Source organism: Rhodanobacter fulvus Jip2 (genome assembly GCF_000264315.1).
GTDB lineage: Bacteria > Pseudomonadota > Gammaproteobacteria > Xanthomonadales > Rhodanobacteraceae > Rhodanobacter > Rhodanobacter fulvus.
Genome location: NZ_AJXU01000030.1, coordinates 19414 through 34482, shown reverse-complemented (window position 1 = coordinate 34482; position 15069 = coordinate 19414). Strand labels below are relative to the sequence as shown.

Annotated in this window: 16 protein-coding genes, 1 tRNA gene and 1 other RNA gene; 9 read left to right on the top strand and 9 right to left on the bottom strand. The window is 66.6% G+C overall.

Translation table 11 applies throughout. The features are described 5' to 3' along the window. The first annotated feature begins 27 nt into the window (after positions 1–27). On the top strand, positions 28–741 hold the full coding sequence (locus UU9_RS07835; RefSeq protein WP_007081202.1) for an extensin-like domain-containing protein: 714 nt from the start codon (positions 28–30) through the stop codon (positions 739–741). Here the strand turns inward: UU9_RS07835 and coq7 are convergent. Further along, positions 729–1382 (bottom strand): 2-polyprenyl-3-methyl-6-methoxy-1,4-benzoquinone monooxygenase, encoded by a 654-nt coding sequence (coq7, locus tag UU9_RS07830; protein ID WP_425476839.1) that lies wholly within the window; start codon positions 1380–1382, stop codon positions 729–731. The genes UU9_RS07835 and coq7 overlap by 13 nt on opposite strands. After that, on the bottom strand, positions 1330–2604 hold the full coding sequence (locus UU9_RS07825) for a (Fe-S)-binding protein (RefSeq protein ID WP_237710246.1): 1275 nt from the start codon (positions 2602–2604) through the stop codon (positions 1330–1332). Before UU9_RS07825 ends, coq7 begins: the two co-directional genes overlap by 53 nt. A gap of 139 nt (positions 2605–2743) precedes the next feature. Between UU9_RS07825 and rplM the strand changes: the two genes are divergently transcribed. The 4 genes from rplM (at position 2744) to UU9_RS07805 (ending at position 6233) form a co-directional block, all read left to right on the top strand. Next, entirely contained in the window at positions 2744–3172 is a 429-nt protein-coding gene (gene rplM, locus UU9_RS07820; RefSeq protein WP_007081199.1) for a 50S ribosomal protein L13, read from the top strand. 9 nt (positions 3173–3181) lie between these two features. Further along, on the top strand, positions 3182–3574 hold the full coding sequence (rpsI, locus tag UU9_RS07815; RefSeq protein ID WP_007081198.1) for a 30S ribosomal protein S9: 393 nt from the start codon (positions 3182–3184) through the stop codon (positions 3572–3574). 63 nt (positions 3575–3637) lie between these two features. Continuing rightward, positions 3638–3711, top strand: a tRNA-Gln gene (locus UU9_RS07810). 596 nt (positions 3712–4307) lie between these two features. Next, a complete protein-coding gene (locus UU9_RS07805) occupies positions 4308–6233 on the top strand; it encodes a chloride channel protein (RefSeq protein WP_007081197.1) in 1926 nt (641 codons plus the stop codon). 53 nt (positions 6234–6286) lie between these two features. Here the strand turns inward: UU9_RS07805 and rpiA are convergent, their stop codons facing one another. From rpiA to UU9_RS07780, 6 genes are all read right to left on the bottom strand, one after another. Beyond that, entirely contained in the window at positions 6287–6928 is a 642-nt protein-coding gene (gene rpiA / locus UU9_RS07800) for a ribose-5-phosphate isomerase RpiA (RefSeq protein ID WP_007081196.1), read from the bottom strand. A gap of 78 nt (positions 6929–7006) precedes the next feature. Continuing rightward, positions 7007–7459 (bottom strand): EVE domain-containing protein, encoded by a 453-nt coding sequence (locus UU9_RS07795; RefSeq protein ID WP_007081195.1) that lies wholly within the window; start codon positions 7457–7459, stop codon positions 7007–7009. Continuing rightward, a complete protein-coding gene (locus UU9_RS07790) occupies positions 7456–8073 on the bottom strand; it encodes a 5-formyltetrahydrofolate cyclo-ligase (protein ID WP_007081194.1) in 618 nt (205 codons plus the stop codon). Before UU9_RS07790 ends, UU9_RS07795 begins: the two co-directional genes overlap by 4 nt. Before the next feature lie 66 nt (positions 8074–8139). Next, positions 8140–8325, bottom strand: a non-coding RNA gene (ssrS, locus tag UU9_RS17515) — 6S RNA. Positions 8326–8383: 58 nt separating this feature from the next. Further along, positions 8384–8698 (bottom strand): cell division protein ZapA, encoded by a 315-nt coding sequence (locus UU9_RS07785; RefSeq protein WP_007081193.1) that lies wholly within the window; start codon positions 8696–8698, stop codon positions 8384–8386. Continuing rightward, the gene (locus UU9_RS07780; RefSeq protein ID WP_007081192.1) at positions 8698–8922 is read right to left on the bottom strand and encodes a TIGR02449 family protein; all 225 of its coding nucleotides are present in this window, start codon (positions 8920–8922) and stop codon (positions 8698–8700) included. Before UU9_RS07780 ends, UU9_RS07785 begins: the two co-directional genes overlap by 1 nt. A gap of 109 nt (positions 8923–9031) precedes the next feature. Here UU9_RS07780 and UU9_RS07775 point away from each other — a divergent pair, with 109 nt between their 5' ends. The 4 genes from UU9_RS07775 to cydB all read left to right on the top strand — a co-directional run bounded on the left by UU9_RS07775 (position 9032) and on the right by cydB (position 13611). Then, complete coding sequence (locus UU9_RS07775; RefSeq protein WP_007081191.1) at positions 9032–9595, top strand: UPF0149 family protein; 564 nt, start codon at positions 9032–9034, stop codon at positions 9593–9595. A gap of 17 nt (positions 9596–9612) precedes the next feature. Next, positions 9613–10950 (top strand): aminopeptidase P N-terminal domain-containing protein, encoded by a 1338-nt coding sequence (locus tag UU9_RS07770; protein ID WP_040670560.1) that lies wholly within the window; start codon positions 9613–9615, stop codon positions 10948–10950. Positions 10951–11218: 268 nt separating this feature from the next. Then, positions 11219–12598 carry a cytochrome ubiquinol oxidase subunit I gene (locus UU9_RS07765; RefSeq protein ID WP_007081189.1) on the top strand — a complete coding sequence of 460 codons (1380 nt, stop codon included), beginning with the start codon at positions 11219–11221 and terminating at the stop codon, positions 12596–12598. 2 nt (positions 12599–12600) lie between these two features. Beyond that, the gene (cydB, locus tag UU9_RS07760; RefSeq protein WP_007081188.1) at positions 12601–13611 is read left to right on the top strand and encodes a cytochrome d ubiquinol oxidase subunit II; all 1011 of its coding nucleotides are present in this window, start codon (positions 12601–12603) and stop codon (positions 13609–13611) included. A 93-nt stretch (positions 13612–13704) separates the two neighbouring features. Here the strand turns inward: cydB and pepQ are convergent, their stop codons facing one another. Then, positions 13705–15015, bottom strand: coding sequence for a Xaa-Pro dipeptidase (pepQ, locus tag UU9_RS07755; protein ID WP_007081187.1), 1311 nt, complete (start codon positions 15013–15015; stop codon positions 13705–13707). Between the last annotated feature and the right edge of the window lie 54 nt (positions 15016–15069).

Below are 15069 nucleotides of genomic sequence, written 5' to 3'. Positions count from 1 at the left end.
TCACGCAGGCCGCCCTAGGCTTTCGCCATGCGTGCGTGGCTGCTCCTGATGCTTCTCGGTTCGCTGGTCGCCCTGGTCTGGATTCGCGGCTGGCGTCCGCCGGATCGCTACAACCCCTGGGCGCCGCTGGACCTGCGCGCCGAACCGGACCGCTTCCTGCGTTACAAGATGCACCGCCTCGCGGCCGATCCACCGCGTTGCCTGGCCGCGTTGCGCCAGGCCGGCGCGCGATTCGCGCCGGTGGCCGATCGCGCGGGTCAGGGAGGCTGCGGCTGGCACGACGCGGTGCGCTTGCGCGGTACCGGCGTGACCATGCTGTCGAGCCCGGCGGTGATGTCGTGCCCGCTGGCCGCCACGCTGGTGCTGTTCGACCGCGATGCCTTGCAGCCGGCGGCACGCGCGTCGTTTCATCAACCGGTGGTGCGCATCGACCACGTGGGCAGCTATGCCTGCCGCAATGTCTATCACCGCAACGAGGCGCCGCTCAGCCAGCATGCCCGCGCGCAGGCTGTCGATATCACCGGGTTTCGGCTGGCCGATGGCCGGCGTGTCGAGATCGGCAAAGGCTGGAACGATTCAGGGGCCGCGGGCCGATTTCTGCACCAGCTGCATGATCGAGGCTGCGCGGTCACCGGCATGCTGCTGGGGCCGGATTACAACGTCGCCCACCGCACGCATTTCCACATCGAGGCCTCGGGCTGGGGCTTTTGCCCTGGAGGCGGCGCCGCTCAGATGCGGTAGGCCACGGTTTTCATCACCATCGAGCTGGCATGCATCAGTTGCGGCAGCGGGAAGGGCAAGGCGATGCCGCCACGTTCCTGCGCGGCATCGGCATGGCGGATTTCGTCGGCCTGCATCCGGGTCAGCACGGCGCGCGAGCGTTCGTCCGCGGCGGGCAGTTTTTCCAGGTGCTCGGCCAGGTGGGCTTCCACCTGATGCTCGGTTTCCACCACGAAGCCCAGGCTGACCGGATCGCCGACCAGGGCCGCCGCCGCGCCGATCGCGTAGCTGCCCGCATACCACAGCGGATTGAGCAGGCTGGGGCGGCTGTCCAGTTGTTGCAGCCGCTGCGCGCACCAAGCCAGGTGATCGGTTTCCTCCGCCGCCGCGTGCAGCAGATGGGCGCGGTTGTCGGCGTCGCGGGCCAGCGCGGCCTGGCCGAAATACAGCGCCTGCGCGCAGACCTCGCCGGTATGGTTGACGCGCATCAACCCCGCGCTGTGACGGCGCTCGGCGTCATCGAGATCGGCCTCGGCGATGCCGCTGGCCGGTGAGGCGCGCTCGGCCATCGGCATGCCGGCGATCGCTTCCAGCGCGCGCTCGCAACGGTCAAGCAGGCGATCGAAGGGGCTCAGGGTGCGAACGTTCATGAGGTTGATTATCCGGGGTATTGGTAGCGGGATGGCCGGTATCGAGCTGCTGCGCCAGCAGGGTGAGCGGATGCTGCATCGGCCACCGCCCCTCGGCCCCGGTGGCCAGGTGCAGGCGGCAGCCGATATTGGATGACAGCAAGACCTGTGGCTCCAGCAGGGCGACTTGTTGCAGCGTGTCGTCGCGCAATTCGGCGGCGCGGGCGGGGAACTCCAGCATGTGGCTACCGGCCGCGCCGCAGCAATACGGCGGGCGCGGCAACGGCTGCACGTCGAGCAACGGAACCTGTCGCAGCAGGGCCAGCATCGCCGACTCGCTGCGCGCCACGTTGACCTGCGTGCACGCCAGATGCACCGCGAGCCGCCGCGCCAGCGGGCGAAACCGCAGCGTGTCGGCGCGCGCAGCCAGCAGCTCGAATGGATCGGCCACGTGTATGCCGGGCAACGCGCGGCGCAAGCTGCCGAGACAGCCGGGCGTCACCGAAACCAGCCCGCTGGCGCCGCTGGATTGCCATGCCTCGCGCACGCGCTGTGCCGCTTTTTCCGCGGCTGGCGCTTCGCCGCCGTGCAGATCCATCGCGCCACAGCAGAACGCCGGCAGCACGCTCACCTGAAAGCCGGCCGCTCGCAACAGCACGACGGCGGCGGCCTGCGCGTCGGCGTCCTCGACGCTGGCCACGCAGCCGGGGAACAGCGCCAGCGTCGGCTTTCCCGCACGGGCTTCGCCCGTTTTCGCAACCATCGGCGCAGCGACCGCGCCGGTCGGCAAGGTGAGCAGGGCGGCGCGCGTGGTCGAGTCGCGCGGCAGGCGTCGCGCCAGCCAGCCTTTCCAGCGATCCATCGCCAGTACGTGGCCGAGGCGACGCAGTGCGCGCATCCATGCCGGGCGCTGGAGCAGCTTCAGCAACCAGCGCGGCCGCCGCGTGGAAGGGCCCAGCAGGGCGCGGGCTTCGATCAGCAACTCGTCGTACTGCACGTGGGCCGGGCAAACCTTTTCGCAATCGAGGCAGCCCAGGCAGTGATCCAGGTGCAGGCGCAACGCCGCCGTGGGCTCGACCTCGCCACGCGCCAGCGCGGCGGCGATCGCGATGCGGCCGCGCGGCGATTCGGCCTCGTTGCGATCCATCTGGTAGGTGGGGCAAACCGGCAGACAAAGTCCGCACTGCACGCATTGGTCGGCCAGTTCGACGATGCGTCTGGCGGAACCGAGAGTGGGGGACTTTTCAAGCGGCATGCCCATCATGCTATCATTGCCAGCTCACAGCCCGCCGGTCGGTGGGCTTGCGCCACGAGTGATGGCTCCGCTATCATCTCGCGCCTTTGATCCACCGATGACGCGTACCGCCTCCATGGCGGCATACCAGGTATTTGAAATGAAAACGTTTAGCGCCAATGCAGACAACGTCAAGCGCGACTGGTTCGTGGTTGATGCCGCGGGCAAGACGCTCGGTCGCCTGTCGACTGAAATCGCTCGTCGTCTGCGCGGCAAGCACAAGCCGGAATACACCCCGCATTGCGACACCGGCGATTATATCGTGGTGATCAACGCGCAGAAGGTGCACGTCACCGGTGCCAAGCTGGACGACAAGAAGTACCACCGCTTCACCGGTTACGTCGGCAACCTGAAGACCACCAGCCTGAAAGACCTGCTGGCGACCTACCCGGAGCGCGTGATCGAAATCGCCGTCAAGGGCATGCTGCCGAAGAACCCGCTGGGCCGCGAGATGTACCGCAAGCTCAAGGTCTATGGCGGCGCCGAGCATCCGCATACCGCACAGCAGCCGCAGGCGCTGGAAATCTAAGGAATCACTATGGCAATCCAGCAGAATTACGGCACCGGCCGCCGCAAGACCTCCGCCGCCCGCGTGTTCCTGCGCAAGGGCAAGGGCGACATCGTCGTCAACGGCAAGGCGCTTGAGCAGTTCTTCGGTCGTGAAACCTCGTGCATGATCGTGCGCCAGCCGCTCGAACTGACCGAGAACACCGGCAAGTTTGACATCACGGTCACCGTCGCTGGTGGCGGCATCACCGGCCAGGCCGGCGCGATCCGCCTGGGCATCGCCCGCGCCCTGATCGAGTACGATGAGAGCCTGAAGTCGCCGCTGCGCAAAGCCGGTTTCGTGACCCGCGATGCCCGCGAAGTTGAACGCAAGAAGGTCGGCCTGCACAAAGCCCGCCGCGCTACCCAGTTCTCGAAGCGCTAAGCCGAAAGGCCCACGCTTCACGGTCCGGTGCCACCAGTCAGAGCCCACCGAACCGCGTGTCATTGGGAGATCGTCTAACGGTAGGACAACAGCCTCTGACGCTGTCTATCTAGGTTCGAATCCTAGTCTCCCAGCCAAAACAAAAAACCCCGCCCATGGCGGGGTTTTTTGTTTTGGTCTGCGGAAACAGGAGGCGAACCACGTTACTCGGCACGTTCCGTGCCTCGCCCTTCGGGCCATCGGCTGCGCCGATGTTCGCTTCGGCATCCTGCCTTCGCAGTCGACGAATTTGTCTGGAACAAATTCGGACAGCCGAAGGCTGGCCCCGCGAAGCGGGGTTGGTCCCACGGATGGGACCAACAATCCTAGGCCGCCACGCCAACCAGGATTTCTTTCCGTGGCGAGTTTTTGGCTGGGACACGCGGAGCGAACACTTCCCTCGGCTCCCGTGCCTCGCCCTGCGGGCCATCGGCTGCACCGATGTTCGCTTCGGCATCCTGCCTCCGCAGTCGACAAATTTGTCTGGAATTTACTAGACAGCCGCAGCTGGCACCGCGCAGCAAGATTGCTCCATAGGATGGCCCGACGGCCGCTCCCAATAAAGCCATCTCCACCTTCATCCAATCCATTTTTCGTACGTGTCATCCCTCCCGCGCCCGGCTCTGAAAACCATTTCACCTTTGCTCCCCTCCCGTAACAAAGTAACATTCACTCCTTTGCCTCGCCGAAAACCATGACCAACCCAGATACAAGCAAGCCACCGGGTCAAGCCGATGTACGTACCGTTGGCAGCACCGACGCACTGCCGGTGGCGCCGGCGCTGGGTTTGTCGCTGGATGCGGCGCAGATGCCACGCAAGTCCACCCTGGTCACGCACCGCATCCTGTTGATCAGCGTGCTCGCCATCGCCCTCGGCGCCCTGGCGGCCTGGGCGGCGCAGCTGCTGATGTTCATGATCAACGTGATCACCGATCTGGCGTTTTACGGACGCGTGTCCGACGTGATCGGCCCCACGGCGCGCGAGGGTTCGTTCGTGCTGTCGCCGGCGGGCAACCAGTTGGGTGCCTGGGTGATCCTGATTCCGGCGATCGGCGGTCTGCTGGCGGGCATCATGGCGCGCTGGGGCTCGCGCGCGATCCAGGGCCATGGCATTCCCGAGGCGATGGAGCAGATCCTCACCAATGAGTCGAACATTCCCGCGCGGATGACCTGGCTGAAGCCGGTGTCGTCGGCATTCGCGATTGGCACGGGTGGCCCGTTCGGTGCGGAGGGTCCGATCATTTCCACCGGTGGCGCGCTGGGTTCGCTGCTGGGTCAGCTGCTGCATGTGACCGCCAACGAGCGCAAGGTGTTGCTGGCCGCGGGTGCGGCCGCAGGCATGGCAGCGGTGTTTGGCGCGCCGGTGGCCTCGCTGGTGCTGGCGGTCGAGTTGCTGTTGTTCGAGCTGCGTCCGCGCTCGCTGATCCCGGTGGCGCTGGCCACGGTTACCGCGGTCGGCATCCGCTACGCCACCTACGGCGCCGCTCCGGTGTTCCCGATGCCGAACGTGGCCGAGCCGGGCGGCATGGCGCTGATCAGTTTCGTGCTGATCGGTGCCGTGGTGGGTTTTGCCTCCGTGTGGGTCACCAAGGCCGTCTATGGTGTCGAGGATCTGTTCGCCAAGCTGCCCATCCACTGGATGTGGTGGCCGGCGATCGGCGCGCTGATCGCCGGTTTCATCGGCTGGATCGAGCCGCGCACGCTCGGCGTGGGTTACGACAACATCGATGCGCTGGTGCAGGGGCATTTCGGCCTCACCGTGCTGCTCAGCTTTGGCGCATTGAAATTCATCTCGTGGGTGATCGCGCTGGGCAGTGGTACGTCGGGCGGCACGCTGGCGCCACTGTTCATGATCGGCGGCTCGCTCGGCGCCGTGGTCGGCATCGGCATCAATCACTGGTTGCCGGGGATCCACGTGAACATGGGCATCGCCGCGCTGGTGGGCATGGCGGCGATCTTTGCCGGCTCGTCGCGGGCGCTGCTGACCGCCGTGGTGTTCGCCTTCGAAACCACGCGCCAGCCCGCGGCGCTGCTGCCGCTGCTGGGCGGCTGCACGGCGGCTTACCTGATTTCGGCGGTGATGATGCGCAACACCATCATGACCGAGAAGATCGCCCGTCGCGGCGTGCGCGTGCCGTCGGAATACGCGGCCGATTATCTGGACCAGGTGACGGTCGGCACGGCTTGCGCCCGCGACGTGTTCTCGCTGCGCGCGGACCAGACCCTGGCCGAAGTGCGGCGCTGGCTGAGCGAGGGCGCACCCGAGGCGCAGCACCAGGGTTTCCCGGTGGTGGATGCCGGCGGCAAGGTGTGTGGCGTGCTCACGCGCCGCTCGCTGCTCGACCCGCAGTGGCACTACACGTTGACCGTGGGCGAGCTGGTCACACGCCCGCCGGTAATGGTGAAGGAGAGCCACTCCCTGCGCGAAGCGGCCGACCACATGGTGGCCGAACAGGTGGGTCGTCTGGTCGTGGTGAGCCAGACGGCGCCGCACCGGCTGGTGGGCATCCTCACCCGCGGTGACATCCTGTCCGCGCACGCGCGGCGCCTGCGCGAGGCACGCCTGAAGGATCGCCACATCAAGCTCGGCAAACATCGTCACCCGGCGTCGCCGGCCTGAGAGGTGACCACCGGCGTGCCACGGCGCGCCGGTGGTGACAGGTGGGCGTCGCCTCAGATTTCCCGGTCGCCCACCAGCACCACGTCCGCCGGACGTCGCGCGAACAGCCCTACCGTAACCACGCCGGCCAGCTGGTTGAGCTTGCCTTCCAGCTCGACCGGATCGGTGATGCGCCAGCCGTGCACGTCGATGATCCAGTTGCCGTTGTCGGTGACCACGCCATCGCGCCACACCGGCTGGCCGTCCAGCTTCACGATCTCGCGGCCGACCAGGCTGCGCGCCATCGGGATCACCTCGATCGGCAGCGGAAACCGGCCCAGCAGATCCACCTGCTTGCTGGAATCGATGATGCAGACGAACTTCTGCGCCGCCGCCGCGATGATCTTCTCGCGCGTCAACGCGGCCCCGCCGCCCTTGATCAACCGCTTGTGCGGGTCGCATTCGTCGGCGCCGTCGATGTACAGCGACAACGGCCCGGCGGCGTTGAGGTCGAGTACGGGGATGCCCAGCTTCTTCAGGTGCGCCGTGGATTGTTCCGAACTGGAGACGGCGCCCTGGATGCGGTCGCGCAGATCGGCCAGCGCGTCGATGAAAAACGCCACGGTCGAACCGGTGCCGACGCCCACGATGGCGCCATCCTCCACATAGCGGATGGCAGCCTCACCGGCCTGGCGCTTTTCGTTGGCGTTGCTCATGGGCATGTCGTCTCGGTGAAAGCCCCATTATGACGACGGGTCGGCGGCGCGGCGAGTATCACCGCATTCGCAGGCCTCTCATTCCATCGCGAGGATGTATTTCCAGTCGGCCGCTTCCACCGGCATCACCGACAGCCGGTTGCCTTTGCGCACCAGCGGCATGCCTTCCAGTGCGGGATCGCTTTTCAGCTCGTACAGGCTGATCGTGCGCTTGAGCTTCTTCACGAACTTCACCTCGACCAGCATCCAGCGCGGTTTGTCGCGGGTGCTGGCGGGGTCGAAGTAGTGGCTTTTCGGATCGAACTGGCTGGGGTCGGGGTAGGCGTCGGTGGCTACCTCGGCGATGCCCACGATGCCGGGCACGGCGCAGTTGGAGTGGTAGAAGAACACGCGGTCGCCCGGGCGCATGCCGTCGCGCATGAAGTTGCGCGCCTGGTAGTTGCGCACGCCGTCCCAGGCTTCCTGTTTCTTGCGTTTCAGGTCGTCGATGGAAAAGGCATCGGGCTCGGATTTCATCAACCAGTAATTCATGCGCTCACCTTGCTGTCGGGTTCGCCATTGCAGTCGATCAGCTCGCGCTCGGTGGCGATGAAATCCAGCGCCACGTCCCACGGCTCGGCGTCGATCGCGTCCAGCTCCTGGAACGCGTAGCCGATGCCGACCAGCAACGGTTCGGTGGGCCGGATCTGGTCCTTGAGGAAGGCGAAGCTGCGGTCGTAGTAGCCGCCGCCGTAGCCGAGTCGATGGCCGCGACGGTCGAAGCCCAGCAGCGGTACCAGCACCAGGTCGAGCTGGAACGGCGCGAACCAGGTCGACGGCGCCACCGGCTCGGGGATGCCGTGGCGGTTGGGTTGCACCGCGTCGCCAGCCTGCCACGGCGCAAATCGCAACTGCCGGTCGGCGCCGATCACCGGCAACAGGAATTGCTGCTCTCGCGCGGCCAGCGGCGGGATCACCACGTTCAGCGGCAACTCGCCGTTGCTGGCCCAGTAGCCGGCCACGCGGGCATCGGTGAAGTATTCGGGCAGTTGTTCCAGCGTGCGCCGCAGGCCTTGCGCGGCGGTGATGCGTTCCAGCGGTGTGAGTGCGCGGCGGCGCTCGGCCAGTTGCTGGCGAAGTTCGCGGCGTTGGGCGGGGGCGTCCACGGGTCGCGTGTCTCCGATCGAAATGCGCCCCGTTCGTCGGCTGACGAACGGGGCGCGAAAGGGGTGGCGTCAACCGCGATGCCGCTGCCCACCAAACGACCTTGATCCACGAGGATCAGGTGGGAGGGCTACATGGTCTCAAGGCTTTCCGCACGTGGCGGACATGCACAACAACCGATGTGGAGCCGACCCGGGGCCGTATTTAGGAACAAGGCAAATGTAAGAGTGTGCTGGCGCACATCACAGAAAACGCCGAGGTCGATTCTAGAAGGCTGGCCGCCGGAAAGCGAGCGGTCGGCGCGCCTGCGGTTCAGCGCTTGACCAGATTTTCCTCGAACGCGGCATCCAGCTTGTGGCGCAGCGTGGCCAGCCCTTCGCTGAGGCGCTGCTCCTGCGTCTCATGCTGTTTGCGCAGGGCCATCAGCTCGTGGGTGACGCTGATGGCGGCCAGCACGGCCAGGCGCTCGAAGCTGGGCGCGCGTGCGTTGGCGCGCAATTCGCGCATCTTGCGGTCGAGGAATGTCGCCGCTTCCAGCAGCCCTTCGCGCTCCTCCGGCGAACAGGCGATCAGGAATTCCCGATCGATCAGCCGCAGCGCGACCGGATCACTGACAGATGTGTTCATCAACCGTTGCTCTCGAGGGATTTCAGCCGCTGGATCATCGCCTCGACGCGGCTGCGGGCCAGTTCGTTGCGTGCCATCAGGCCCGCGCGCTCGCCGGTGAGCTGCTCCTGGCTATGGCGCAGGCTGCGGTTTTCCTCGGTCAGGCGCCGCACGGTTTCCAGCAGGCGATCGAGCTGCTGGGCCAGGGCGGCAATCTCCTGTTGAACGGCATCAGGCGTATTCATGCGCGAAACTATAGCAGTACGCCGTGCGAAATCAGCGGCCCGCGGGCGCGAATGAAGCGGCCGCGGCGCCCTGCACTAAACTGGCCGGCAATCTTTCGAGGAGTACGCCATGGCAGACACCGAACTGGTCAGTCATGACCAACTGGACGCAGTGATCATGCGCCTGCAACTGGGCACCGACGCCAGCGAATTGCACGGCTCGCTGTGCGGTTACCTGGCCGGTGGCGGTTCGCTGCGCGGCACCTCGGTGCTGGCTGCGCTGCACCTGGATGCCGAGGTGGAGACGCCCGAAGCGGCCGATGTGGCTTTGCTGCGGCAACTGGCGCGGCAAAGCGAAACCGAACTGGCCGATCCCGAGCTGGGCTTCGAGCCGCTGCTGCCGGAGGACGACCGCCCGCTGGTCGAGCGCGCCGAGGCGCTGGTGGAATGGTGTCGCGGATTCCTGGGCGGCTTCGGCCTGGTCGGTGCGCCGGCCCACGCCACGCTGTCGGACGAGGCGCAGGAAATCCTGCGTGATCTGGGCACGATTGCCGGGTCGGCGTTCGATTTCCAGAACGAGGAAGAAGACGAGGATGCGCTGATCGAAGTGCAGGAATTCGTGCGCGTGGGCGCCATGCTGCTGCACACCGAATGCACCGCCGGCAGCGATCCGGCCAGCGGCACGCTGCATTGAACCTGGCGCCCACGGGCATGGCCGCGAGCGGGCGCGACGCGTCGCTGGCGCTGAGCCCTGCCGAGTTCGCCGGCCGCCGCCGGCAGCTGATGGACATGGCCGGCGACGACGCGGTGCTGCTGCTGGCGGCCGCGCCCGAACGCATGCGCAACGCCGATGCCGCCTGGCCGTACCGGCAGGATTCCGATTTCCATTATCTGTGCGGCTGGCCCGAACCCGCTGCGGTGCTGGCCTTGTTGCCCGGTCGCCAGCATGGCGAAGCGGTGATGTTCTGCCGTGAACGCGATCCCGAACACGAGCGCTGGCACGGCGAATCGGTGGGCACCGAACGCGCCGTCGCCGATTACGGCATGGACGACGCGTTCCCGATCGAGGACATCGACGACATCCTGCCCGGCATGATGGAAGGGCGTGCCCGCGTGTATTGCCACTTCGGCCGCGAGCCGGAATTCGACGCCCAACTGCTGGGCTGGATGCGCCGCCTGCGTCAGCTGCGCGGTGGTGGCGTGGTGCCCAAGGAATTCGCCGCGCTGGGCCATCTGCTGCACGACCTGCGCCTGTACAAGTCGCGCGGCGAACTGAAATTGATGCGCACCGCCGCCGCCATCGCGGTCGAGGCGCACCGCGCGGCGTGGCAGGTGGCCCGCGGCGGCGCGCACGAATACGAGGTGGAGGCCGAGCTGCTGCGGACGATCCGCCACCACGGTGCGGTCGCCTCGTTCGCTCCCACCGTGGCCGCCGGCGTCAACGCCTGCGTGATGCACTACCGCGCCAACCGCGCGCCGTTGTGCAATGGCGATTTATTGCTGATCGATGCCGGCGCCGAAATGGACGGCTATGCGTCCGACATCAGCCGCACGTTTCCGCTGGATGGCCGCTACAGCACCGAGCAGCGCGCGCTGTACGACGTGGTGCTGGCGGCGCAGCACGCGGCCATCGCCACCGTGCGGCCAGGCCAGCCGTTCAATGCGGCGCACGCGGCGGCGGTGCAGGTGCTGACCGAAGGCTTGTGCCGGCTGGGCCTGCTGAAAGGCGACGCCGAGGCAGCGGTGGCCAGCGGCAGCTACCGGCGTTTTTTCCCGGCAAAAACCGGTCATTGGCTGGGGCTGGACGTGCACGACGTGGGCGACTACCGCGTGGGCGGCGACTCGCGCCTGCTGGAACCGGGCATGGTGCTGACGGTGGAGCCGGGCCTGTACGTGGCACCGGACGATCTCTCGGTGGCGGAGCGTTGGCGCGGCATCGGCATCCGCATCGAGGACGACGTGGCGGTGACGCGCGAGGGCCACGAAGTACTCAGTGCCGCGCTGCCGCGCGAGGCCGAGGAGATCGAGGCGCTGTTGGCCGCGCGCTGAGCATCAGCGGGCTTGGGGAATCTGTGTTTTCGGATGACCTTCCATTGCGGTCGGGCTTGGAAGCCCCTCTCCCGACGGGAGAGGGGTTGGGGAGAGGGTTCGGCCAGAGCGAGGCATTCCGCTGCGGCCGAACCCTCATCCGGCCCTGCGGGCCACCTTCTCCCAGAGGGAGAAGGGAGCAGATCACGAGCGTGGCGAATCGTCGCGATGGTGAGCCTTTCACATCGCCAAGCCTATAGTCCGCGGATTCGTCCTGCGGGAGATCGCCGTGCCGACCGCCGAATTCCTGTCGCGAATCCAGTTTGGTTTCGTGATGTCGTTCCACATCCTGTTTCCCGCATTCACCATCGGCCTGGCGAGCTGGCTGGTGTTTCTTGAGGCGCTCTGGCTGCGCCAGCGCAGCGCGATGTTGCGCGACCTGTATTTCTTCTGGATGAAGGTGTTCGCCGGCTCGTTTGGCCTGGGTGTGGTCTCCGGCATCGTGATGAGTTTCCAGTTCGGCACCAACTGGGCCGGGCTGTCGACGGTGGCCGGCAACGTGCTGGGGCCGCTGCTCAACTACGAGGTGATGACCGCGTTCTTCCTCGAGGCCACCTTCCTCGGGGTGATGCTGTTCGGCTGGAACCGGGTCAGTCATCGCACCCATTTCATCGCCACCTGCATGGTGGCGCTGGGCACGCTGATCTCCAGCTTCTGGATCCTTTCGGCGAACAGCTGGATGCAGACGCCGCAGGGTTACACGATGGTCGACGGGGTGATCCAGGCCACCGACTGGTGGGCGGCGATCTTCAATCCGTCCTTCCCGACCCGGCTGGTGCACATGGTGCTGGCCTGCTTCCTGAGTACCGGCCTGGTGGTCGGCGGCGTGTCGGCGTGGTACCTGCTGCGCGGGGTGTGGCAGGACAAGGCGCAGCTGATGCTGCGCTGTGCGCTCGCCTTCGTGGCCATCGTGATACCGCTGCAGATCCTGGTTGGCGACATGTCGGGGCTGGTGGTGCGCGAGTACCAGCCGGCCAAGCTGGCGGCGATAGAGGCGCGCTGGACCACCGAGAAAAGCGTGCCGCTGACCTTGTTTGCATGGCCGGACGAAAAGGCCGAGCGCAACGATTACGCCGTCGACGTGCCGCACCTGGGCAGCCTGATCCTCACCCACAGCTGGGATGGCGAAGTGCAGGGGCTGAAGGACTTCGCGCCAGAAGATCGGCCACCGGTGGCGGCGCCCTTTTTCAGCTTCCGCATCATGGTGGGCCTCGGCCTGCTGATGCTGGCGCTGGCGGTGGTCGGCCTGCTGCTGTGGTGGCGGCGACGGTTGTTTGACAGCCGCTGGTACCTGCGTTGCTGGATGGCGATGATGCCGGCCGGTTTCATCGCCCTGCTTACCGGCTGGTATACCGCGGAGATCGGGCGCCAGCCCTGGGTGGTTTACGGCGTGCTGCGCACGGTCGATGCGGCCAGCCCGGTGCATGCGTCCAGCGTGCTGAGCTCGCTGATCGTCTACTTCGTGACCTACATGATTCTTTTCGGCTTCGGCAGCTGGTACCTGTTCAAGGTATTGCGTACCGGCCCGGAGACCGCGCCGCCGCGGTTCGGCTTCGAGGCCACCGCGTCGCGGCCGCTGGCCGTGGTCGACGATCGCAGGGAGGATTGAGCATGGATCTTGCCACGACATTGCCGGTGGTCTGGTTCCTCATCATCGGTTTCGCGATCATGATGTACGTGCTGCTGGACGGCTTCGTGCTCGGCATCGGCATCCTCACGCCGTTCGCCGACGACGAGGCGCAGCAGGAGCTGATGATGAACACTGCCGCGCCGATCTGGGACGGCAACGAGACCTGGCTGGTGATGGGCGGCGCCGGCTTGATGGCCGCGTTTCCGCGCGCCTATGCGGTGATCCTGTCCAGCCTGTACCTGCCGGTGCTGGCGATGCTGATTGCGCTGATCTTCCGCGGCGTGGCGTTCGAGTTTCGCTTTCGCGCGCATCGTTCGCGGCGCATCTGGGGCGTGGGGTTCCACCTGGGCTCGGTCGTCGCCGCGTTCGCGCAGGGCCTGATGCTGGGCGCGATCGTCGAGGGCATGCCGCTGGAAGGCGGCAAGTACCTGCACGGCGCGTTCGCCTGGTTCAGCCCGTTCTCGGTGCTCACCGGCATGGCGCTGGTGTTCGGCTACGGCCTGCTCGGCGCGACCTGGCTGGTGCTGAAGACGGAAGGTCGCCCGCAACGCATCGCGCGCGACCTGACCCGGCCGCTGATGCTGGCGGTGATCGCGTTCATGGTCATGGTCAGCGCGTGGCTGCCGTTCCTGGATTCACGGCTGATGGACCGCTGGTTCGCCTGGCCCAACTTCCTGTACCTGTCGCCGCTGCCGATCCTCACCGTGGTGGTGGCCGCATGGCTGTGGCGTGCCGTGCTGGCCAATCGCGAGGTGGCGCCGTTCGTGCTGGCGCTGGGCTTCTTCGCGCTGGGTTTCCTGGGCCTGGTGGTCGGCATGTGGCCCAACATCGTGCCGCCGACCATGAGCATCTGGAACGCCGCATCGCCGCCGTCCAGCCAGGGTTTTGTGCTGGTCGGTGCGGCGATCATGATCCCGGTGGTGCTGTTCTACACCGCGTACTCGTACCGCGTGTTTCGCGGCAAGGTAAGGGCGGAGGAGGGGTATCACTGACTGGAGCCGGGATTTGGGATTCGGGATTCGGGATTCGTAAGAGCGCCGTCCGTCGGCGGCTTTTGCGAATCCCGAATCCCGAATGCGGAATCTCTAATCCCGAACCCACGCATCGCGGGTGAGGTTTTCCGGGGCGTCGTCGGTGCAGGCGACATCATCCTCGATGCGGATGCCGCCGTAGGGTTTGAAGGTTTCGACCTTGTTCCAATCGATATCCTTCGCCACCGGTTTGTCGCGCAGTTCGGCCAGAAGCATGTCGATGAAGTACAGGCCCGGTTCGATCGTCACCACCATGCCCGGTTCCAGTACGCGGGTCATGCGCAGGAAGGGATGGCCGTCTGGACGGCTGATCGTGCCGCCGCGTTCGCCCTGCTGGAAGCCGGCCACGTCGTGTACCTGCAGGCCGATCGAGTGGCCCAGGCCGTGCGGGAAAAACGCGCTGCTGACGCCGGACTCCACCGCGCTTTCCGCGCTCATGCGGATGATGCCGTGCTCGCGCAGCACGCCGGCCAGCACGTGATGGGCGTGGACGTGCAGGTCGGGGTAGCTCTGGCCGGCGCGCACCATCGACACGAAGCCCTGCTGGGCCACGTCGACGCTGTCGATCAGGGCCTGGAACTCCCCCGCGTCCGCCGCGGCGTAGGTGCGCGTGATGTCGCTGGCATAACCCGCGGCGCTGGCGCCGGCGTCGATCAGCAGCGAGCGGCTGGACGACGGCGGCGTGCGGTCGAACTTGCTGTAATGCAAAACGGCGCCGTGTTCGTTGAGGCCCACGATGCTGGCGTAGGGAAGCTCCGCGTCGATCTGGCGCGCGGCGTCGAGATACGCCATGTGGATGTCGAACTCGCTGGCGCCGGCGCGGAACGCCTCGGCGGCGGCGCGATGGGCGCGCGTGCCGATGCGGCTGGCTTCGCGCATCAGCGCCAGCTCATACGGCGTCTTGAAGCTGCGATGCCAGTGCAGGTAGTCGAGCACCGCCGCGGGGTTGTTCACCTCGACGCCATCCACCGCCGCCGGCGCGATCACCGCGCGGTTGCCGGCGGGCAGGGCGGCCAGCGCTTCGGCCGCATTGCGCACGATCACGATCTCGAAATGCTCGACCCAATAGCCCTGCGGCGCCTGCGGCACCACATGCCAGTAATCGCGCGGCTGCAGGAACACCAGCTTCGGTTTGCGGCCGGGCGAGTGGACGATCCAGCTGCCCGGCGCGTCGGTCAGCGGCAGCCAATGCTTGAAATGCGGATTGACGGCGAACGGGAAATCCTGGTCATCCAGGAATTTCTCGGTGGGCATGCCGGCGGCGATCAGCAGGTGGTCGAAACCGCCCGGCGCCAGCGCCTTGTCGGCGCGTTCGCGCAGCGTGGCCAGGTGTTGGGGATACAGGGTGGCGAGCTGATCGTGCATGGTTTGTCCCTTCGTCGAGGCGGCCGCTGCAGAGGCGGCGCGAAGGGTTTCATC